At 46.2% G+C, this 20,210-nt stretch carries 23 protein-coding genes; 18 read left to right on the top strand and 5 right to left on the bottom strand.

Features of this window, described 5'->3' with window-relative positions; all coding sequences use genetic code 11:
* The first annotated feature begins 83 nt into the window (after positions 1–83).
* The 18 genes from ZX61_RS04890 to ZX61_RS04800 all read left to right on the top strand — a co-directional run bounded on the left by ZX61_RS04890 (position 84) and on the right by ZX61_RS04800 (position 15,045).
* A complete protein-coding gene (locus ZX61_RS04890) occupies positions 84–899 on the top strand; it encodes a FliM/FliN family flagellar motor switch protein (RefSeq protein WP_049843589.1) in 816 nt (271 codons plus the stop codon).
* Positions 899–1,267 (top strand): flagellar motor switch protein FliN, encoded by a 369-nt coding sequence (fliN, locus tag ZX61_RS04885; protein WP_049843588.1) that lies wholly within the window; start codon positions 899–901, stop codon positions 1,265–1,267. Before ZX61_RS04890 ends, fliN begins: the two co-directional genes overlap by 1 nt.
* 70 nt (positions 1,268–1,337) lie before the next feature.
* Entirely contained in the window at positions 1,338–2,039 is a 702-nt protein-coding gene (gene fliP, locus ZX61_RS04880) for a flagellar type III secretion system pore protein FliP (protein WP_235431298.1), read from the top strand.
* Positions 2,040–2,050: 11 nt separating this feature from the next.
* A complete protein-coding gene (gene fliQ / locus ZX61_RS04875) occupies positions 2,051–2,320 on the top strand; it encodes a flagellar biosynthesis protein FliQ (protein ID WP_049843586.1) in 270 nt (89 codons plus the stop codon).
* Complete coding sequence (fliR, locus tag ZX61_RS04870; RefSeq protein ID WP_049843585.1) at positions 2,320–3,096, top strand: flagellar biosynthetic protein FliR; 777 nt, start codon at positions 2,320–2,322, stop codon at positions 3,094–3,096. The genes fliQ and fliR overlap by 1 nt, the downstream gene beginning before the upstream one ends.
* Positions 3,093–4,220, top strand: coding sequence for a flagellar biosynthesis protein FlhB (gene flhB / locus ZX61_RS04865; RefSeq protein ID WP_049843584.1), 1,128 nt, complete (start codon positions 3,093–3,095; stop codon positions 4,218–4,220). The genes fliR and flhB overlap by 4 nt, the downstream gene beginning before the upstream one ends.
* Positions 4,221–4,251: 31 nt before the next feature.
* Positions 4,252–6,342 carry a flagellar biosynthesis protein FlhA gene (gene flhA, locus ZX61_RS04860; RefSeq protein ID WP_049843583.1) on the top strand — a complete coding sequence of 697 codons (2,091 nt, stop codon included), beginning with the start codon at positions 4,252–4,254 and terminating at the stop codon, positions 6,340–6,342.
* Positions 6,335–7,144: an EAL domain-containing protein gene (locus ZX61_RS04855; protein ID WP_049843582.1), complete on the top strand. Its 810-nt coding sequence runs from the start codon at positions 6,335–6,337 to the stop codon at positions 7,142–7,144. The genes flhA and ZX61_RS04855 overlap by 8 nt, the downstream gene beginning before the upstream one ends.
* Before the next feature lie 177 nt (positions 7,145–7,321).
* The gene (lafA, locus tag ZX61_RS04850; RefSeq protein ID WP_049843581.1) at positions 7,322–8,161 is read left to right on the top strand and encodes a lateral flagellin LafA; all 840 of its coding nucleotides are present in this window, start codon (positions 7,322–7,324) and stop codon (positions 8,159–8,161) included.
* Positions 8,162–8,500: 339 nt separating this feature from the next.
* Entirely contained in the window at positions 8,501–9,841 is a 1,341-nt protein-coding gene (fliD, locus tag ZX61_RS04840) for a flagellar filament capping protein FliD (protein WP_049843579.1), read from the top strand.
* 20 nt (positions 9,842–9,861) lie between these two features.
* A complete protein-coding gene (fliS, locus tag ZX61_RS04835; protein WP_049843578.1) occupies positions 9,862–10,248 on the top strand; it encodes a flagellar export chaperone FliS in 387 nt (128 codons plus the stop codon).
* Entirely contained in the window at positions 10,232–10,546 is a 315-nt protein-coding gene (locus ZX61_RS04830; RefSeq protein WP_049843577.1) for a LafD, read from the top strand. Before fliS ends, ZX61_RS04830 begins: the two co-directional genes overlap by 17 nt.
* A 3-nt stretch (positions 10,547–10,549) precedes the next feature.
* Positions 10,550–11,578, top strand: coding sequence for a flagellar hook-length control protein FliK (locus tag ZX61_RS24435; protein ID WP_443083317.1), 1,029 nt, complete (start codon positions 10,550–10,552; stop codon positions 11,576–11,578).
* An 18-nt stretch (positions 11,579–11,596) separates the two neighbouring features.
* Complete coding sequence (locus tag ZX61_RS04820) at positions 11,597–12,094, top strand: flagellar basal body-associated FliL family protein (RefSeq protein ID WP_049843576.1); 498 nt, start codon at positions 11,597–11,599, stop codon at positions 12,092–12,094.
* An 11-nt stretch (positions 12,095–12,105) separates the two neighbouring features.
* Complete coding sequence (locus tag ZX61_RS04815) at positions 12,106–12,834, top strand: FliA/WhiG family RNA polymerase sigma factor (RefSeq protein ID WP_049843575.1); 729 nt, start codon at positions 12,106–12,108, stop codon at positions 12,832–12,834.
* 9 nt (positions 12,835–12,843) lie between these two features.
* Positions 12,844–13,701 carry a flagellar motor stator protein MotA gene (motA, locus tag ZX61_RS04810; protein WP_049843574.1) on the top strand — a complete coding sequence of 286 codons (858 nt, stop codon included), beginning with the start codon at positions 12,844–12,846 and terminating at the stop codon, positions 13,699–13,701.
* Positions 13,701–14,693, top strand: a complete 993-nt coding sequence (locus ZX61_RS04805) for a flagellar motor protein MotB (RefSeq protein ID WP_049843573.1) — start codon at positions 13,701–13,703, stop codon at positions 14,691–14,693. The genes motA and ZX61_RS04805 overlap by 1 nt, the downstream gene beginning before the upstream one ends.
* A 64-nt stretch (positions 14,694–14,757) precedes the next feature.
* Entirely contained in the window at positions 14,758–15,045 is a 288-nt protein-coding gene (locus ZX61_RS04800; protein ID WP_049843572.1) for a hypothetical protein, read from the top strand.
* Positions 15,046–15,106: 61 nt separating this feature from the next.
* Here ZX61_RS04800 and ZX61_RS04795 read toward each other — a convergent pair whose 3' ends face one another.
* From ZX61_RS04795 to ZX61_RS04775, 5 genes are read right to left on the bottom strand one after another with little or no spacing between them, the layout of a single operon-like run.
* Positions 15,107–16,147 carry a hypothetical protein gene (locus ZX61_RS04795; protein WP_049843571.1) on the bottom strand — a complete coding sequence of 347 codons (1,041 nt, stop codon included), beginning with the start codon at positions 16,145–16,147 and terminating at the stop codon, positions 15,107–15,109.
* 16 nt (positions 16,148–16,163) lie between these two features.
* Positions 16,164–17,060, bottom strand: coding sequence for a flagellar hook-associated protein FlgL (gene flgL / locus ZX61_RS04790; protein ID WP_049843570.1), 897 nt, complete (start codon positions 17,058–17,060; stop codon positions 16,164–16,166).
* Positions 17,061–17,076: 16 nt separating this feature from the next.
* On the bottom strand, positions 17,077–18,450 hold the full coding sequence (flgK, locus tag ZX61_RS04785; protein WP_049843569.1) for a flagellar hook-associated protein FlgK: 1,374 nt from the start codon (positions 18,448–18,450) through the stop codon (positions 17,077–17,079).
* A complete protein-coding gene (locus tag ZX61_RS04780) occupies positions 18,451–18,996 on the bottom strand; it encodes a rod-binding protein (protein WP_049843568.1) in 546 nt (181 codons plus the stop codon).
* A 9-nt stretch (positions 18,997–19,005) separates the two neighbouring features.
* Positions 19,006–20,130 carry a flagellar basal body P-ring protein FlgI gene (locus tag ZX61_RS04775; RefSeq protein ID WP_327196956.1) on the bottom strand — a complete coding sequence of 375 codons (1,125 nt, stop codon included), beginning with the start codon at positions 20,128–20,130 and terminating at the stop codon, positions 19,006–19,008.
* Positions 20,131–20,210 lie beyond the last annotated feature (80 nt).

Here is a 20,210-nt window from a genome sequence, read left to right as displayed (position 1 = left end):
TTAGAACTAAAACCTCTATGTAGACTTGCCACGTTTGAGGTAAAAATTAGCCATTAGCTTTGTCAGAGCACGGTAAAATATAAATGGAACCCAGAACCAAGATGTTTATTCCAGACTATCAAGCATTAAACATAGAATCGTTGGGCAAGCCAATTCATGTTATTCGTGAAAGGTTAGAAAGTTTAATGTCTAGTTCATGCAACAACCTAACTTGCGAGCTACAAAGCTGGCTTAAAAGCAGCCTAGTACATGCCTGCATCAAGCAGGTGTCACTGCATACGATGACAGCAAATGAAATGGACAAAGCAACCACCAGCACTTTTCAACACGATGGTGGAGGAAAGGTCTATATCAACGGAGATAAGGCAACTTTGATCAAGCTTGCCGATAGTTTCTATGACGCCAAGATGAAAAGAACCAGTGAGGTTCTGAGTAACAGTGATTTAAGGCTGCAAGAAAGACTGGGACGCCAAATGACGAGTTGGCTAGCACCTCAACAGATGTGGTCAAGTTGCGAATTCGAGCCAGCGCAAGGTAATGGATTATGGGCAAAAATAGAAATTTCTTTACCTGAACATCAAGGCATGGTGCACCTTAAACTAGATGAAAAGCTCGTTACCACCTTGACCGAACAGCTAAATCTTCAAGCCAACGACGCTATGAGTGAGCCATTTTGCCGATCACTCACGTCAACGCCAGTAAAGCTTAATGTCTTATTGAGCAAGAAAGAGTTACCGCTCAGCGAAATAATCTCCTTGCAGCCCAATGATGTTTTACCCATTGAGCTGCTCTCTACCGTTCCAGTCAGTATTGGCGACGAACACCTCTTTAACGGACGAGTTGCAGAGAAAGATGGGCAGCTTGTTTTGATCATCAACCATGATAAGGAGTCACTATAATGAGTGAGCCTACCGAAACAACGACCTTCAATGGTGAAGAACTGAACTTTGACGATTTTCAACTTGAGGGTTCTCAATCAGATCGTCTAGAAAGCTCTATCCCCACTCCAGAGCGAGATCTGAGTTTTTTTAGGAACATCCCTGTAACAGTAACGCTTGAAGTGGCTAGCAAAGACATCGCACTTGGTGACTTGATGAAAGCGGGAGAAGGTAGCGTCATCGAATTAGACAAACTAAACGGCGAACCACTTGATGTTAAAGTCAATGGCTCTCTGATGGGCCATGCAGAAGTCGTAGTGGTTAACGAAAAGTATGGCTTGCGATTAATTGATGTTGTGGATTCAGCATTAGCAACAGCCGTTCAGTAAGGTTTACACAAGCATGGCGAATGTACGTTCACTGCAAGGCTGGGTAACACTGATTGGCTTGACAAGCTTAATGCTCGCCTTCCCTTTATCTGCGAGCGAAACTGGCCTGACGATTCTGTCTGTCAGTGATGGAGCTAGCCAACAAGAGTACAGTGTAAAGCTCCAAATTCTGCTGTTGATGACGGCTTTAAGCTTCCTACCCGCATTTATTTTAATGGCGACCAGTTTCACGCGTATTATTGTGGTGCTAGCAATTTTAAGACAAGCACTTGGCTTACAACAAAGCCCACCTAATCGAGTGTTAGTCGGTATTGCCTTAGCGCTTTCCCTACTCATTATGCGCCCCGTTTGGACTGATATTTACCATAATGCTTTCCAACCATACGATAATGGCGAAATCACTTTGATGCAGGCTTTCTCAATCGCCGAAAAACCTGTTCGTAACTTCATGCTTGCCCAAACTCAACAAACCGCATTGGAACAGATGCTGCGTATTGCCAATGAACCTCTGGACACCCAAATTGAAGATATTTCATTTGCTGTCGTTCTCCCTGCATTTGTAATCAGTGAGTTGAAAACCGCATTTCAAATTGGCTTTATGCTGTTCATCCCATTTCTGATTATTGACCTTGTTGTCGCCAGTGTTTTGATGGCGATGGGTATGATGATGCTTTCTCCTCTCATCATCTCATTACCTTTTAAACTTGTCGTGTTTGTACTCGTCGACGGCTGGGCAATGACGGTCGGTACGCTCTCAGCAAGCTTCGGATAGTAGGAAACCTAATGACTCCGGAAATGACCGTTACCCTATTCTCTAATGCTGTTTGGCTTATCATTTCGATGGTTGCCGTTCTCGTTGTTCCTGGCCTAATCGTTGGTCTTGGCATCGCAATTTTCCAAGCGGCGACTCAAATCAACGAACAAACCTTAAGTTTCTTACCGCGACTATTAGTCACGCTGTTGATGGTGATTTTTGCAGGGCACTGGATGCTGAGAAAAATTATGGATCTATTCGACTATCTGTTTCACAGCATTCCGGGAATGATCGGCTAATGAGCGTATCGTTTGCTGACATCTCGCAGTTACTGGGCCAACTCTGGTGGCCCTTTTTCCGTATCGGTGCAGTGTTTATCTCTATGCCGTTTTTTGGCGATGCCCTTATCCCAGTTTGGGTAAGAAGCCTACTCGCCCTATCTATTGTCGTAATTTCTGCCCCTTTGATGCCAACCATGCCAACGGTTGATCTGTTTTCAATGAGTTCACTGTACCTTGCTTTCGAGCAAGCGATATGGGGGTTATTTTTTGGCTTGATACTGCACATGTTGTTTACCATTTTCACCACCCTTGGCCAGATTGTTTCGATGCAAATGGGTCTGGGTATGGCGATGATGAACGACCCCGTCAATGGGATGTCCGTCGCGATCCTTGGTCGAATCTTTCTGATCTTCAGTACGCTACTCTTTCTATCGCTAGAAGGTCATTTGGTGATCATTGATATTTTAATCCAAAGCTTTGTGGTGTGGCCGGTTGGATCTGGGCTTTCACTTGCTTCATTGCAAGGCATTGTCAATCTGTTCAGTTGGATGTTCGCTGCTTCTTTGGCTCTGGCTTTACCCGCTATCGTTTCCATGCTACTTGCCAACATCAGCTTTGGTGTTATGAATAGAGCAGCCCCGTCACTCAACGTTTATGCTCTTGGTTTTCCTATGACGATGCTACTTGGTCTATTCAGTGTATTAATTTCAGTCTCGGGCGTGCCAAGTCGGTATACCATTTTGGTCAACGATACTTTGCGTTTCCTTAACCAATATATGGCGGGGGGCGCATGAGCGAACAATCTTCTCAAGATAAAACCGAAAAAGCCTCCCCCCAGAAAGTAAAGAAGGCACGTCAGGAAGGCCAAATTCCACGAGCCAAAGAGTTCACCACAGCAGCCATATTTCTCGCAGTCGCGGTTTACTTCTACAGTCAAGTGACTGAAATTTGGGACAGTGTCGCCGGGATTTTTCGCTATAACATGGCTCTGACTAAAGAAGACCTCGAAAACCCAATACAGATGATCGAGCAACTTGGTCATAGTCTTGGTGTCCTCATTGCGCTTCTTGCACCTATGTTTGTTGTTATCATAGGCGTAACCGTTGCCAGTACACTCATTCTTGGCGGATGGATGTTCCGGCCTGCCAACGCCATGCCCAAAATGAGCAAGCTAAATCCGTTAAGTGGCATCAAAAGGATGTTCTCTACTCGCTCAGTGGTCGAACTTATTAAATCTACTCTGAAAGTGGCGGTAATATTTGGCGTTCTATACGGCTATCTAGACAATCACCTCCAACCACTGCTTGGTATGCAGAGACTGTCCCTTGAGCAAGGTGTGGTTAAAGTTATGACGATCCTGTTTGATGGATTGCTATTGATGGGGTTCGCGTTGCTGCTTTTTGGTGTGATTGATATTCCTTATCAACGTTGGGAACACTTAAAAGAACTCAAGATGACCAAACAAGAACTCAAAGAAGAGTACAAAAACAATGAAGGTCGACCAGAAGTTAAACAGCGCATAAGACAAATTCAACAACAGTTTGCTCGCCGTAAGATAGACAAAATGGTCCCGACTGCAGACGTCATCATTACTAACCCAACCCACTATGCCGTTGCGGTTAAATATGACCCTAGCTTATCTGATGCGCCATTTGTGGTCGCGAAAGGTGTCGATGAAACAGCAATGCATATTCAGCGTATTGGCCGTGAAAACCAAATCGAGATCATTAACTCGCCACCACTAACGCGTTCTATTTACTACACCACCGCCATAGAGCAAGCAGTTCCTAGTCAGCTCTACATCGCTGTGGCGCACATTCTTACTTATGTTATGCAATTGAAATCGTTTCGAACTGGGGGAGGCGAAAAGCCGATGCCACTTCCTCACTTTGTGATTCCAAAACACCTGCAACACTAACTACCTAGATTTAATCCAAGGACACCAACCTATGCTCAATCGGTTAAAACAATTACAGACTTCTGCCAAAGGCTTTGTCGGGATTCCGCTGGTCTTATTGATGGTACTCGCAATGGTTATTCTACCTTTGCCACCATTACTGCTCGATGCGCTGTTCACCTTTAACATTGTGCTCGCGATTCTTGTTCTTCTGGTCAGTACAACGGCAAAACGTCCGCTCGATTTTTCGATTTTTCCGACCATATTGCTGATCGCAACTTTACTACGTCTCACTCTAAACGTTGCCTCAACGCGGGTGGTACTGCTTGAAGGTCATAATGGTGGTGACGCAGCGGGTAAGGTTATCCAAGCATTTGGTGAGGTCGTCATCGGCGGTAACTACGTAGTTGGTATGGTGATATTCGTTATCTTAATGATCATCAACTTTGTGGTTATTACCAAGGGTGGTGAGCGCATTTCAGAAGTATCGGCTCGCTTTACCCTTGATGCCTTACCCGGTAAACAGATGGCGATTGACGCTGACCTTAACGCCGGTCTGATAGATCAAGAAGCAGCTCGCCAACGTCGCCGTGAAGTGGCAAACGAAGCGGATTTTCATGGTTCGATGGACGGTGCCTCTAAGTTTGTTCGCGGGGATGCCGTTGCTGGCTTGTTGATCCTGTTTATTAACATCACTGGCGGTATTAGCATCGGTGTGTTCGAGCACGGTTTATCCGCCACTGAAGCATTTAAAACCTACGCACTTCTCACCATTGGTGATGGCCTTGTCGCACAAATCCCATCGTTACTATTAGCCACAGCCGCCGCCATTATCGTTACTCGCATCAATGATAGCGACAACGGTATGTCTGAGACGATGCACAAACAGTTGCTCGCCTCGCCTACAACCTTGTTCACCGTCGCTACAGTGATGTTGGTCATCGGTCTTGTCCCTGGCATGCCGCACCTTGCGTTTTTCACCTTCGCTGCTGTGGTTGCTTTTGCTGGCTGGCGACAGGCTAAAAATCCCGCCCATGAGGCGCAACTTGACGATGTAGAAGTGATCAGTCAGGCGATGCAGCATGAAGAGGCACCACTTAGTTGGCAAGACATTCCCCATATCCATACACTGTCACTGGCTTTAGGGTATCGGCTTGTTCACTTAGTGAACAAGGAGCAAGGTGCGCCGCTGACGCAACGAATTCGCGGTTTACGTCGCAACCTGTCAGAGCAAGTGGGTTTTCTGTTACCCGAAGTTCGTATCCGCGACAACCTTAGCCTTAAACCCAACCAGTACACGATTTCACTCAACGGGGAATTGATAGACCAAGGGTTTATCGAGCCAGACCGCCTCATGGCGATTGCTGTGGGAGAAACCTATGGCGAAATCGATGGTATTTTGGGCAGCGATCCCGCTTATCAACTTCCAGCAGTTTGGATTGAACATCCAGATAAAGCGAAAGCACTCAATATGGGCTATCAGGTCGTTGATGATGCCACAGTAATCGCAACTCACATCAGCAAAGTAATAAAGACTCACCTAGCAGAGCTGTTCAACCATGATGACGTAGAGGCAATGACACAAAGGCTGACTCAGCAAGCGCCAAAACTTGCCGAGGCACTGACAGCAGCACTTAACCCAGCGCAGCAATTAAAAGTGTTTCGGCAACTGCTATTGGATCAAGTCCCACTTCAAGACATTCGCACTATTGCCAATACCATGTTGGAGTCTTCAGAGAACACTAAAGATCCGATCTTACTGGCAGCAGATGTACGCTGCGCCCTACGCCGGACTTTGGTCAATTTAGTCGCAGGACCAAAGACCGAACTTAAAGTATATGCACTGTCTGACGAGTTAGAGCAGATGTTGTTGACTTCGATGCAGCAAGCGCAATCAAGTGGCACCATTATGCTAGACAGCTTTCCGATCGAGCCAAACATCCTCGCCCAATTCCAACAAAACCTGCCATTAATTAAGCAGCAGCTTAAACAACAAGGGCTGGCACCCATTCTGTTGGTAATGCCTCAGCTTAGGCCATTAATTGCCCGTTATGCGCGAACATTCTCGCAAGGTCTAGCGGTGCTTTCTTATAACGAAATTCCTGAAACAAAACAGATCAACGTGGTAGGTAACCTTGGGTAATCTAAATTCACATCAAGCCATGTACGGCTACATCATTAAACTCATGGAAGAGTATGTTGAGACTGAAGACGATATGCTCCTTTTTGAGGCACTCAAACACAATGACATCAAACATGCATGTCAGGCGATACGCGAAACGCGATCGGGAGAGGTCGAATTCCAGCATCTGACACTTCGCTTTGGCGGAGATGGGGAGCAAAGCGTGTATCAGTTTGATCTGTCGCAAAACATCAAATATTGCCTCGATCTGTTTAGTCTGTATTTGGCTCTACGCCAGACACGCTTTCAACTCGAAACTTTCCACCCAGATTTGATCAGCAATGTGGTGGTACCACTGCAAGTTGAAGCCCTGACATGGCAACCTGGAAACGAATTTTTTGAACAAGTGATTCAATGCCACAAACAAGCGTTTGCCCATGTCATCCCTTCATTGCAGTTGGGCAATAAATCCAGTTTATCCTCCGTAATGGCCCACCTAGTCGAAAAAATTGAAGAATTTGCCTATGCTTTGTGGTTTGAAGTGACACCACCCTGTCCGCTGTTTGAGCGAATTGCTCAATTTAAACCGTCAATGCTCAAGATCTCGATATCGCTAGAAGACAAAGAAAATCGCCAAGCCTTTTTGCCGATTGTGCGATTGCTCAAGAAGCATAAGCTGAAATGGGTAGCGAGCCGTGTCGCGAGCCAAAAAGAACTCAATCAATACAAGTTGCTGGGTGCCAGTTACTATTTTGGCTACTTTAGCGACATTCCAACATCACTTTCCTTTAAAACATTTGAAAACGAAAATGAGGTTTGGTGACCCACAAAAGGGCCAAATAGTGGAATCAACATCTCCTATTTGGTCTGATTTTGCTTATTTTTATCATTATTTAAACTTTTTAGTTAATCTTTGCCTGCCGTCGTCCGCCTCTTGTTAGTGACCAGGGGAAATCCTGAAGCCGAAATCTGAGTATTGAGAGAAACGAAGGAGACTAAGATGGCTTTATCAATGCACACTAACTACGCATCACTAGTAACGCAAAATACACTAAGCAGCACTAATGACCTACTCACCACAGCGATGGAACGCCTAAGTACTGGTATGCGTATCAATTCTGCAGCTGACGACGCAGCAGGTCTTACTATCGCCAACAAACTTGAAGCACAAACTCGCGGCATGTCTGTTGCGATGCGTAACTCTCAAGATGCTATCTCGATGCTGCAAACAGCAGACGGCGCACTTGAAGAGCTAACCAACATTGCTTACCGCATGAAAGACCTTGCAACTCAAGGCGCGAACGGCACTAACGGTGCGACTGAACTTGCTGCGCTAGATGCAGAATATCAAGAGCTTGAGAAAGAAGCTGGACGCATTATCAACGAAACGACCTACGGTGCAGGACAGAAACTGCTTGAGACTACAAATGGTAAATTAGCAGCAGCAGTTACTTTCCAAATTGGGGCATCAACAGGTGAAAAACTTGACGTGGATGTTTCTACTTTGGTTAAAGCCATCGAAACAGACCTAGCCGCAACAGGACCTCTTGATAACAACGCTAACTCTAACGGCGAAATTGCTAAAGTTGATGCGTTATTCGACAAAATCAACACCGTGCGTTCTTCTTTAGGTGCAAACATCAACCGTCTAGACCACACGATCAACAACCTAGCGAACATCTCTGAAAACACAGCCGCAGCAAAAGGCCGTATCACAGACGCAGACTTCGCGATTGAATCTTCAAACATGACGAAGAACCAAATGCTGATGCAAGCAGGTACAACGGTTCTTTCTCAGACTAACCAGCTACCTGGCATGGCAATGTCTCTGCTTCGCTAAGCATTCTAAGACAAGTAACAATTTAAATTACTCTAGTGATTTTGCCCCCTTTTCAATAGGGGGCTTTTTTTATCCGATTCAGTTCGCGTGAATTTTAAACTTAATCTTTGCTCCTTTTTGGTCGCCTCTATTTTATAAGGAACAATCCGCTTCACGCAGGAAATGGCGGAATTCCTATCATGGAAGGCTCTCTTCCGTTTTTTAGAAAAAACAAGAACAAGCCATTGATAAATATAAATATTTACATTGGCACTCATATTGCAATTTACTCAAACCGAATAGATTGGTGATGTGTGACTTCTGCCACTTGGCGAGACACTTAGTAAAGGGAGTACTCTGATGAGCTCAATAGATCCAGCAACGATGGCCAAACAACTGGCCACTTTCGATGTTCAGTCATTTAGACAGCGTTATTCAACGCAAGCATCACAGTACCAGTCTCAGCTAGATGCACTTGGTAAAGTCGAATCGGCACTACGCGAATTTAGAACGGCTGTGACTGAAATGAACGGCAGTACCGCTGGTATTATTAAAAACAGCGCAACCATTTCCGAAGACGGTTTTTTCAGTGCTACGGCTAACTCAAAAGCTTTGACAGGTAGCTACCAGATATTTGTAGAACAAGTCGCTACCGCTCATCAAGTCTCAACCAATATGCCAGCAAGCTTAGACGCCACCACCGAAGTTCCCCTGACTGGAACGCTTGAATTTACTGTCGATAGTAAAACCATGACGCTCGATCTGTCTGCCCTAGATAGTGATGGCGATGGCAAGGCAACCATTGCAGATCTAACTTCAGCAATTAACAACGACCCAAATAATCCTGGCGTAAACGCAACACTGGTTCGATCAGATGGTCAGACGCATTTCATGCTATCGAGTGAAGAAACTGGCACCACGAAAGCACTAACGAAAGTAGAGGCTACGGGTACAGGTCAAGCTTGGTTTGAAAATGCATTTTCTACCTTGACCGACATCACTGCTGCGAAAGATGCGGTTGTCTGGCTAGGTGCACAAGGCTCGGGTCTAAAGCTAACTGGCAGTAGCAATACATTTAGCAACGCTATTGATGGCGTTGACATCACTGTAAACAAGGCTCAGGCGAGCGCTGATTCACCGCTAACGATGAAGGTAGGCGGTGATAAAGAGGCCACGAAAGAACAAGTCACTAAATTTATTGACGCCTATAACAGTTTAATGTCAACCGTGAACGAACACTCGAAAATCGATAGTGAGAACAACAAGCGCCCTGCTCTCGCTAGCGATCCAACCCTGCGTTCGATTGAAAGCCAGGTCAAGTCCGCGGTTCGTGGCGAATTTGGCGGCTTACGCCTGAGTCAAGTAGGCATAGACATCGACCGTGATGGCAAAATGAAGCTAGATTCAGAAAAGTTCGATAAAGCTCAGTTAAACAATAGCGCAGGGCTTGAAGCCATGTTCAATGATGATGGTGCACTACTAGATTCTGTCGAAGCACTTATCGAGCCTTACCTGCAATTCTCGTCTGGATTATTCAAATCTCGCAAGGATGCGCTCAAACAAAACATTGATCGAATCAATGATAAGCAAGTCGTTTTAGACCGTAAATATGATATGGCCTACGACCGCTACCTCAAACAATTTACCCAAATGAACACCATTATGCGCCAGATGAATCAAACCATGTCGTTGTTTGGTTAACGGTCACTAGGAGACGTTTTATGTTAATGGATTCTGGATACAATTCGTATCAGCAAGTCGACTTAGATGCTCAAGCTGCTGCCGCCAATCCTCACCAATTGGTGGTGATGCTTATTGACGGCCTGCTTAATGAAATTGAACGTGTCCGCGGTCACATGTCTGCCGGACGCCTTGCCGAGAAAGGTTCCGGTATCAATAAGTGCATGAACATTTTAGTCGGTTTAGACAGCGCTCTTGACGCAGAGAATGGGGGAGAAGTTGCCCAGAGTCTGCACCAACTGTATGACTTCTGCCAAGTAGAACTGTATCAGGCCAGTGTCCAAAACAATCTGGATAAGTTGACGAGTGTAGAGCATGTCATGAACAACATTCGAGAAGGGTGGATGAATTTTGGTCAGCAAGCATAGAGTTTCACCTGAGCGATTCCGTCACCTATCTAAGCTGATTCAAATCGCGACAAAAACCCAAGATTGGCCTGGGCTTAAACGCTACGACTTACAACTTCGCGAGCTATTGGAAAGCCATCAACCCTACCTTAAAGATCCTCGACTCGCACCAGTGATCAAGGAAGTCAGGGCAGTTCATCACGAAGCCTTTACTGTGTTAGAGAAAGCCATCAGTGAACTGGAAGCAGACATTAATGTTGTCGACGCGCAGCACGAACGAGCTAAAGCGTATCAGCTTGCAATGACCATGGAGCATTAGATGATTGACACCTCTTCAGTGCAAACTCAACCAGCCAAAACGGTGGGGAAATCCAACTCAATTGGTGGTATTCACCAAGCTCGCTCTTTTGGCCAAAGTACAGACACTCATCGCTTTGAACTAGGCGGCGCTCTAGCGATGGAGCAGAATTCAGCCCTATTATGGAACGTGGCGCAGCCAGAACACAGCGAACAGGCGGCGGAGCGAAACAGCGACCAAGAACCACCATTGCTAGCCTATAGCCCTAATGGTTCGCCAACAGATATAGAACCACTTGAAGAAACACTAGCTGCTCTTCAATCAGTCGCGACAGCTCAGCAAAACCAACCTAGGTTTATTGAGTCAAAATACCCACAAACAACGGCTAAGACAATCAGTGAAGTCAGTGCAAGCACTCAGTCTCGCCAACAAAATGATCTTGCACTACTGAAAGCGCCAACAAGCACTCAGGCCGCAGAGTTACTGAGTTCTCCTTCAGTTAATCAATCACTGCAAAACGTTTTGCAAACGATCTCTCACACCGCAAGCCAACCTCAACTGGCCACAGCGACTCAACCCAATGCACTAGTGACGCAATCGCAAGGTTCAGAATGGGCTGCAGTTAAGGTTGATACCCACGCAGGGAAGTGGGGAGAGCAGATGATGCAGGTTCTCCATGATCGAGTCTCCTTACAAGCTCAACAAAGCATGCAAGAAGCAAAAATCCGCCTAGACCCACCAGAGCTTGGCAAACTTGACTTATTAGTTAGAGTCGAAGGTGACCGCCTTAGTGTGCAGATTAATGCCAATGCTACCGCTACCCGTGAGGCGTTGATGCAAGTCTCAGATCGTCTACGTGCAGAGCTACAGAATCAGAACTTTGTTCACGTCGATGTCAATGTTGGCTCAGGTGATTCGGATCAACATCGGTCGCCTCACCAGCAAGAACAAGAGAAACATATTTTATCTTCCGCAACCTTTTCCGATACAGGCACAACTACATCGGATAGTTCTAATACCCATTCAGAGCACTGGCTCAGCACACACGCATAACAAACTAGGAACAGAGTTATGACTAAACAACAAATGATCGCAATTTTTGCTGCTATGATCTTCACCAGCGCTCTGGTCTCCGCTGCAACTGTTGTTGGCGGAATTTGGTTTTTGAAACAATCAGGGAACGAATCAAGTTCGGAAAATTTTTTCGCTGATTCACCCCTTTCATTCCTTACCAAAGAACCAGTTCCTGTTCGGACACCTAGTTTTCATGAACTTGAAAAAATCGTTCTTAGCGTGAAAGGAAAAAGACAGACCCACTTTGTGATGCTGGAAGTTGCTATTGAAACTCGCCGACCAGAGAAAATTCAGAACATTGATGACTATATGCCTATTGTTCGTAATTCGCTGCTCAAGCTGTTTAGCGATAAAACTTACGATGATTTACGTCAAGATGGCGCCGTCAACCTGTTACAAAACCAAGTGAAACAAACCGTTCTGCTCGCCTTTGAAGATACCGAACTCGTTCGAGAAATCGATGATGTATTGCTGACCAAATACGTTGTGCAATAAGGAGCACAACTATGCTGGATATGAACTTTCAGGAAGAGTACAGCATGGAGGGTGAAATCAGTTCACCTTCCGTTCCTATTGATGAAAACAAGCTACTTTCCAAACATCAGATACTGGTTAAGCGCATCGTCAATCAACTCAGAGCCCATGCAACGCCCCATTGCAGCATCGAAGATATGCAGCAAATTGGCTTAATTGGCTTACTCGAAGCCGGGCGACGCTACGGCAACATTGAAGACCCAAACTTCCCTGCTTTTGCAGTATGTCGGATTCGTGGTTCCATTCTCGATGAACTACGCCGGCTTGATTGGCGTTCGCGAAAAACACGTCAAGAGGCTCACGAACTCAATGACGTCACACGTGACCTGATGCGAACTTTGGGTCGACAGCCAACAGATTCAGAAATCATCGAAGCTCTGGGCACGACTGAAAAAGACTACCTTGCGCGCCAAAACGCAGTACTCGCTGGTGAGATGCAGAGCTTAGACCAACTGATTGAAAATGGCATCGAAACCAATGTTGAGGCCATTTATGACGGTATGGCCCATGAACAGACTCGTCGCAGTCTCGAAGTAGCATTAGAAAAACTCCCCAAACGAGACCAGCTATTGCTGACCTTGTTCTATCAACATGAACTCAACCTTCATGAAATTGCATTGGTACTGGATTTGACGCCTCCGCGCATTTGCCAGCTACATAAACAAGCCCTTAAACAACTTAATCACTACTTATCCTCCTAGGAGTCACTCATGCAAAAGTTTTTTGGAGCCATCACCGTCTTACTCTGTGTCTTTGGCGGATATATGTGGGCAGGTGGCAACCTTGGTGCGATTTGGCAGCCAGCTGAGTTTCTTATCATTATCGGCGCAGCCGCCGGGTCATTGATCATTGGCAACCCACCACAAGTTCTTAAAGAAATGCGCCGCCAGGTGGGCATGACCATCTCAGGTCCAAAGGAAGAACGTGAATACTGCATGGAGCTAATGGCACTACTGCAAGTATTATTGGAAACAGTGCGTAGTGGCGGGTTTAAGTCGCTTGATAAACATATTGAAAACCCAGAACAAAGCCCTTTGTTTAGTCGTTATCCACTGGTTGCAAAAGATTATCGCTTGGTGTCATTCATTACTGACAATCTGCGCTTAATGGCAATGGGACAAATGTCGCCTCATGAATTAGAGGGGTTGTTAGAACAAGAAATTGATGCCATCCAAACCGACCTACTTCTGCCTTCTCGCTCAATGCAGCGTACCGCAGAAGCACTGCCTGGCTTTGGTATTTTGGCCGCAGTTGGCGGCATCATTATCACCATGTCTGCCATTGATGGCTCAATTGCACTGATTGGCTACCACGTTGCAGCAGCGTTAGTGGGCACCTTTGTTGGCATCTTCGGCTGTTACTGCTGCCTAGATCCACTCAGTAATGCTATGGCACAGCGTGTTAAACGTGACATGACGGCATTCGAATGTGTTCGCGCAACCCTAGTCGCGTATGTTGCTAAAAAGCCAACACTGTTAGCAATTGACGCTGGTCGTAAACACATTCAGCTCGACATCAAACCCACCTTCAATCAAATGGAGAAATGGCTGGCTGAGCAGGAGGGATAATGCAAAGACAAGAACATGTTGTGTTTAAACGGGCCAAAACCCATGACCACGACCTACACCACGGTGGGGCCTGGAAAGTGGCATTTGCTGACTTTATGATCGCATTAATGGCCCTTTTCTTGGTTCTTTGGGTAATGCAGGTTGTTGATCAGGAAGAGCGAAAAGCGATCGTTGCTCATCTGCATAGCTCAAGTGTGTTTGATAAGAGCTATGGTAACCCTTTTGATACATCGCAGAGTATCTCTCCTATCGATCTGGCATCTGATTCATCAGTGCCAAGCCGACACAACTCGACACATACTGTAAACTCATTTTTTGATGGTGACGGTGACGGACCAGAAACCGATTCACTGATACCGGGGACATTTGATACACAAGAACGCTTGGCGGCGTTAGCAAAAGTGATTCAAGAGGCCGTTCGTCAAAGTAGCGCACAAGGCAACGTTAATGTAACCGTAACACCCCAAGGGCTACGAATCGTATTGCAAGATGACTATAAACAGCACATGTTTGGTCGCGGTGGCTCAGAACTGACACCCTTCTTTGAAGACTTACTCATCGCCCTCGCACCTGTATTTAAGCGCGTTGCCAACCCCATCATTATAAGTGGTCACACCGACGCGACACGCTTTCGCAGCCGATTTAACAGCAAATCAAATTGGGAGCTTTCGGCGTCAAGGGCCAATATGGCTAGGCATACCTTAGTCGCCGGTGGTATGCCAGACGAGCGAGTGTTACAAGTCACTGGCATGTCTGACAGAGCGTTACTCAACGACAACAACCCTGAATCAAGTGAAAATCGACGCATAGAGTTGTTTGTTTTAACAACGCCCGCAGCAGAAGTATTGGAGACGTTCTTTGGCAACAAAAACGACAGTGAACTGCAAAAGGCAAAACAAAAAGCCCAGTTCAACAAACCCGTCATTAGGCAGGAAGTGATTAATTATACTCCGACTGCTGATAGCAGCGATAAAACGCTGCAAGACCTTTAACCCCCCTGTCTCAGGCTCAGATCACTAAAGAACTGAGCTTGGGGCAACACAGTACGATACGCTCATGCCTCAACATAAAGTCAGTCATGCAAAAAAAGATGGCCTACAAAAAGCATTTTTGTGGCTCATCATCATCGACTACGTGTTGCTGTCGTTATTTCTCAGTCAACTCTACAACCTGACTCTTAACAGCGGTACGGCAATTAGTACCTTGTTGCTCCTATACAACGTTTTACTGACATCCCTTTGCTTTCAGCGAACCGACAAACGAGATGCTCATATTATTTATCCGACACTGTCTGCGACTCTGCTCGCCTTTGTCTGTTTCCTGTATTTCTTTTTCTTGGTGTAGCGGGTACAAAAAACTCTCCACTTTAGGGAGAGTTTGAAATCAATTACCTGATGCCTAGACACTATCTTATCAAGGCAACGACCGAATGCCGTTTCACGTTCGCTTGCGCGTTAAGTGCCTGAAATGCCGTAGCGAACATGCCATCATTTTGTGTAAGACTCGCAAGCTTTTCATTAACTTCATTGGCTGATAGTAGGTTGGATTGGCTATGGATAAGTGTCATTTGTGCACTGAGTTCAGAGCCGAAAGAACTAGCCTGCTCTAATCCTTTTTGCACCTGTCTAAGGTGTTGATTTACTTTAGCAATGGTCTGCTTGATCCCTTCACGCGACGACAAATCAAAACTCAGTTCTGAGATACCTTCCGGCTCGGGTTTGAGGGTCATGACATTAGACTGGCCAGCAGGAAAGCGATGCCCTTGTCCAGTCACCATAACTTTCTGCTGCATCTGCTGGTAAGCCACTTCAGAAGATTCAAACAAGATAGTGCCATCTTCTGCCATCGATGCCCTTAAACCCAAAGGGACGAGACTGCGATCCAGCATCTTCACCGTCTGTTTACCATCGGCTCGACCATCAAACTGAATCATTACTGAATGTCCTTGAGGGAAATCCAAACGAATTTGTTCCGCTTTGTCGCTCAAGCGATGAACATTGAGTCCTGGAATGGAAAAGCGCCGCATATCTGCTTTATCAATTTTCAAAGTTAACTGATTATCAACCACTTTGTTACCATCGAAGCGCGCAGATTCTAATACATGTTCAATATTTGCTTTAAAGCGCGACAAACCCTCTTTCAGCCCGGCAATGTTATTCGCACCACTGGTTAACGCTCGTGTTAACCCCTGTTTGATCATTGACAACTCGCTACCAATCGCCTGTAAGGAGCGCTGAGCAATTTGTACCGATGTTGCATTCTGCTGCCCCTGAGTAAGCAAAACACCAGACACCGAAAACGATGCTAGTGCTGGATTATGGCCCGCAGATTTTAGCTGACGATTATCAACCTGGGTGTCTGAAGAACGTGGCGGAGAAATGGTCGCCCGCTCAGAGCCAGCCAGTCGGACGTTATGGGGGCGAACTTCTACCGTACTCATAACCATGGATGAAGACTACCTCTTAGATTCGGTTGAACAAACTCAGATCGTTGATCTTAACGTAACTCGCCTGAGTTGCTTGAAGCGCTGCCATGTAATTGCTCAGGCGAACTGAAGCCTCACCATAATCAAGTGCCGAAAGGTCACCTGTCACCTTATCAACAAACAGCTTATTCTCGCTATGAGCGCTATCCATCAGATCAAGGTTATTGTGGCGCCCACCCAGTTCCGTCATCGCCCCTAGTACATTCGCAGACGTGTTTTCGATTGCGGTCAAGGTTGATTCAACTGTGGTACGAAACGCGGCTGTTGGCGCCTTAAACTCAGCGATCACCGCTTCGAGATCATTGAGTAAGTTTGTTCCGCCGAGATCAAGGATCTCTTGCGCTGTCATATTGGCTTCCATCGAAACACCTTTGGCTACTGTCACAACTCGCTTGTCATTGTTACCATCAATGGTGTAAGTGCCTGCGGTATTTGACAACGCTGGTGTATCAGTTTGTGTGCCAGAAAATAAGAAACGGCCTTCTTCATCTTGGGCATTAAAAGAAGACACCACCGAGGCACGGAGGCTTTCCAATTCGGTAACAATGCCTTCTCTGTCGTCATCAGTGAGTGTACCGTTTGCCCCCCAAAGCACTAACTCATTCATACGCTTAATACTGTCATTGACTGAATCTAGATGAACTTCCTGACTTGAAAGCGCGGTTTTTACGTTGGCGATATTGGATTTGTATTGATTAATCGCAGACCCTTCTCTACCTAAGTTCAGCAGTTGAATTGATGCCATCGGGTCATCAGAAAGCTTAGTTAAGCGCTCACCTGTCGACATCTGCTGCAGCACCTGCCCTAAACCTGCATTGTTAACTTGCAAGCTTTGCAGCATCATCTGACTAAATTGAGTATCACTGATTCGCATTTAGGCTCTCCCACTTTTAAAATAATTTGAGTACAGAGTCGAACAATTGATTCGCGGTACTGATCACTTTCATATTGGCATTGTGCGCGTTAGCGAAAGTCATCAGGTTTGCCGCTTCTTCATCACTGTTCACCGCGCTTATATTGTCGCGAGCGGCAATGGCCTGTTCATTGATCGCCACCTTAGCTTTGTAGTCTGCATCTGCCTGACGCGCTTTAATTGCCGTCTCGCCGACCATTGCGGTGAAAGCATCATTAAGACTTAAAGAACCAAAACCACTGATCGCAACCGATTTATTACTGATCGCCACAAGCTGGTCCAATACATCTGCATTACCTGGAGTTCCATCAGAAGACAGTGCCAATTGATCAGGTTTTAAATCAGTCGTGGTTAAACTGGCTGCTGGGTTAGCAGGGTCGTAGCTAAACAATGCACCACCAGCATTCCCATTAAGATCTTTCCCCGTTGCCAGTACTGTGTTGAACTCGTCAGCTAATGCTTTGGCCATATCGTCAATCGCTGTTCGGTATGGGCTTAAGACTTGGGTTTGGTAATCGTTTAACGCGCCAATTTTCCCACCTGTTGAACCCGTTACAGCAAAGTTTTGCGTGCCAAACTCTACTTGCATGTTTGCTAAGTAAGGATCACTCGGATCTGGAATTGCTTTGAGCTTACCCGCGTCACTGCCCATCACCAGTGGCTGCCCTGAAACCAAAGTCACTTGCAAGCTACCGTCGTGCTGAGCGGTGGTTTTCACTTCAACCACTTTGGAAAGCTCACCAATCAATGCATCCCGCTCGTCCATCAAGGTTGCAGGATTGCCACCCGTACCCTGCATCTCAACAATCTGCTTATTCACATTGGCGATATTGTTCATCAGACTATTGGCATGAGTGACCGCCGCACTTCTCTGGTCACTCATATCTTTGTGTTGATTGTAGAGCGACTCCGTAAGAGTATTGAATCGGCGCGAAATTGCTTCTGCTTCATTGATAATTTGTTGGCGATAAGGGACCGATTCTGGTTTTACTGTCGCGTCGTTCAACGCCGAGAACAAGGTATCTAGTCCTGCAGATAGGCTAAAACCATCTGCACCTAGCATATTCTCTAACTGGCCGAAGTTGGTGGTATAACGAGTCGCATAAGACGATAAACTGTTGGTTGACCAAGTCTGCTTGACAAGGAACTCATCCGTCACGCGACGAATACTGGTCACTTCCACCCCAGAACCAGCGCTTAACTTGTCGTGCGTACCACCACCAACCGATGCCAGTAAAGCTTGTTGGCGACTATAGCCAGGAGTATTAATGTTTGAAACGTTCTGCGCTGTTACGTCAAGCGCCACACGGTTTGCGTTCAGGCCTGATAATGCAATATTGACCAAACTCATTTATAGCTCCATTTTTCGAATTAGTGGCTGAGCAAAAGCCGTTGTAACGCCTGCTTCACCCAGAATCTCTCTTACAGAGGCGACCGACTGGCCTGTAGAATGTAGAGGCGCCTGCACATTGACAGGTGCATCACTTGGAAGTTGTGAGCTTGGTTCCACAGCAGTAAGAGCATCATTGGCCGAAGCGCCTATCGAGTGAGTTTCGAACTCGACTTCAGCCATTGAAGGACTTAGCTGTTTAATCAACATGTCTGCAATGCCCGAGTTTTGTTTTCTCGCCATTTCAATCGCAAGCTGACCATCATACATGTCGCGAAAAACACCATATTGCTGACTCGAAAATGGGCTGTCTTTATCCGCAAGGGCATCACTACTACTGCGCATCTGACGCAGAACTAGCTGCAAAAACATGGCCTCAAACTGCCCTGCCACTGCCTCCAAAGCTGCACCTTGTTGGTTACTGTTTTTGATATTCATCAGCGCGCTATTATCGTGATAGAGCACTGAGTTCATTTTTGCTTGCTCGTTAAGTCCGTCAAACTTCATACTGGCTCCTTAAATCACCACCAGCTCTGCATTAAGGGCACCCGCCTCATGTAGCGCTTGCAAGATAGACATTAAATCGGTCGGTGTCGCACCTAAGCTATTGACGGCATTAACTATCGTATTAAGTTCAGTTCCCGGAGGCCAAATTGCCATTTGCGCCTGCTCTTCTTGGACATCAAGTAAAGATTGGTCGATAACCTTGGTTTCTCCGTCAGCAAATGCGTTAGGCTGACTGACTTGTTGTGACTCTGCGATGGTCACAGTTAGGTTACCGTGACTCACCGCAGCCTCACTCACTTTGACACTTTTTCCGATCACGACCGTGCCAGTACGAGAGTTGAAAACGATTCTGGCCGGTTTTCTGCCTTCAGCGACGCTAATCTCTTCTAGCATCGACATCATCACAACCCGTTGCTGGCTATCTTGAGGGGCTCTTACATTGATTCGGACATTGTTTTTCGCTACCGCGACTTCAGGGCCAAATATATTGTTTACCTCTCGGGCAATGTTCTTAGCCGTGGTAAAACTGGGTTTACGTAGATTAAGTACAATGTGCTCTTGTTCAGCGAAATCATTGGGCACCTCACGCTCTAGCATCGCACCGCCTGGAATACGGCCAGAGGTTGGCGTGTTGATCACGATTTTCGAACCACTTTTTCCTTCCGCTGAGACACCACCGACTACCACGTTACCTTGAGCAACGGCATATACCTCACCATCAATTCCGCGCAAAGGGGTAAGCAATAAGGTGCCACCGCGTAAGCTCTTCGCATCACCAATCGATGACACAACAACATTGAGTTTTTGCCCTGAGCCCGCCATTGGGTCAACCGTTGCCGTTACGCTAACAGACGCGACATTGCGCAGTTTAGGGTTGGTACTATCATCGATTTGTACACCAAACTGACGCAGCATGTTCGTCACAGACTGCGCGGTAAACTTCACTTGATTACGATCCCCTTGACCATCTAAGCCAACAACAAGACCATAGCCGACTAACTGGTTTTCTCGAATACCTTGCACATCCACCAAATCCATAACTGGGATGGTCACCTGCGCTTGGGAGGGCGCACTTGCCCCCAACGAAAGCATTATTAACATGCCAGTGAGTAGTGAGCGTCGATGTTTATCCATGCTGTTTTCTTCGGCTTGAGAAGACGTTGAACCGACAAAGAACATCAACAGAATGGAGGTCAATAAAGTCATTTGTTGTC

The organism is Vibrio sp. VPAP30 (assembly GCF_001188205.1).
Taxonomy (GTDB): domain Bacteria; phylum Pseudomonadota; class Gammaproteobacteria; order Enterobacterales; family Vibrionaceae; genus Vibrio; species Vibrio bivalvicida.
Note: the sequence above shows the minus strand (reverse complement) of the source record. Positions and strands in the feature narration are given on the sequence as shown.

Excerpts from the sequence above, each read along its gene's own strand:
- flgK (WP_049843569.1), bottom strand. The coding sequence starts at position 18,450 with ATGAGTTTGGTCAATATTGCATTATCAGGCCTGAACGCAAACCGTGTG.
- ZX61_RS04805 (WP_049843573.1), top strand. The coding sequence starts at position 13,701 with ATGCAAAGACAAGAACATGTTGTGTTTAAACGGGCCAAAACCCATGAC.
- ZX61_RS04775 (WP_327196956.1), bottom strand. The coding sequence starts at position 20,130 with ATGGATAAACATCGACGCTCACTACTCACTGGCATGTTAATAATGCTT.
- ZX61_RS04800 (WP_049843572.1), top strand. The coding sequence starts at position 14,758 with ATGCCTCAACATAAAGTCAGTCATGCAAAAAAAGATGGCCTACAAAAA.
- lafA (WP_049843581.1), top strand. The coding sequence starts at position 7,322 with ATGGCTTTATCAATGCACACTAACTACGCATCACTAGTAACGCAAAAT.
- fliQ (WP_049843586.1), top strand. The coding sequence starts at position 2,051 with ATGACTCCGGAAATGACCGTTACCCTATTCTCTAATGCTGTTTGGCTT.
- fliR (WP_049843585.1), top strand. The coding sequence starts at position 2,320 with ATGAGCGTATCGTTTGCTGACATCTCGCAGTTACTGGGCCAACTCTGG.
- flhA (WP_049843583.1), top strand. The coding sequence starts at position 4,252 with ATGCTCAATCGGTTAAAACAATTACAGACTTCTGCCAAAGGCTTTGTC.
- fliN (WP_049843588.1), top strand. The coding sequence starts at position 899 with ATGAGTGAGCCTACCGAAACAACGACCTTCAATGGTGAAGAACTGAAC.
- ZX61_RS04795 (WP_049843571.1), bottom strand. The coding sequence starts at position 16,147 with ATGGTTATGAGTACGGTAGAAGTTCGCCCCCATAACGTCCGACTGGCT.
- ZX61_RS04890 (WP_049843589.1), top strand. The coding sequence starts at position 84 with ATGGAACCCAGAACCAAGATGTTTATTCCAGACTATCAAGCATTAAAC.
- motA (WP_049843574.1), top strand. The coding sequence starts at position 12,844 with ATGCAAAAGTTTTTTGGAGCCATCACCGTCTTACTCTGTGTCTTTGGC.
- ZX61_RS04815 (WP_049843575.1), top strand. The coding sequence starts at position 12,106 with ATGCTGGATATGAACTTTCAGGAAGAGTACAGCATGGAGGGTGAAATC.
- flgL (WP_049843570.1), bottom strand. The coding sequence starts at position 17,060 with ATGCGAATCAGTGATACTCAATTTAGTCAGATGATGCTGCAAAGCTTG.
- ZX61_RS04820 (WP_049843576.1), top strand. The coding sequence starts at position 11,597 with ATGACTAAACAACAAATGATCGCAATTTTTGCTGCTATGATCTTCACC.
- fliD (WP_049843579.1), top strand. The coding sequence starts at position 8,501 with ATGAGCTCAATAGATCCAGCAACGATGGCCAAACAACTGGCCACTTTC.
- ZX61_RS04780 (WP_049843568.1), bottom strand. The coding sequence starts at position 18,996 with ATGAAGTTTGACGGACTTAACGAGCAAGCAAAAATGAACTCAGTGCTC.
- flhB (WP_049843584.1), top strand. The coding sequence starts at position 3,093 with ATGAGCGAACAATCTTCTCAAGATAAAACCGAAAAAGCCTCCCCCCAG.
- fliP (WP_235431298.1), top strand. The coding sequence starts at position 1,338 with ATGCTCGCCTTCCCTTTATCTGCGAGCGAAACTGGCCTGACGATTCTG.
- fliS (WP_049843578.1), top strand. The coding sequence starts at position 9,862 with ATGTTAATGGATTCTGGATACAATTCGTATCAGCAAGTCGACTTAGAT.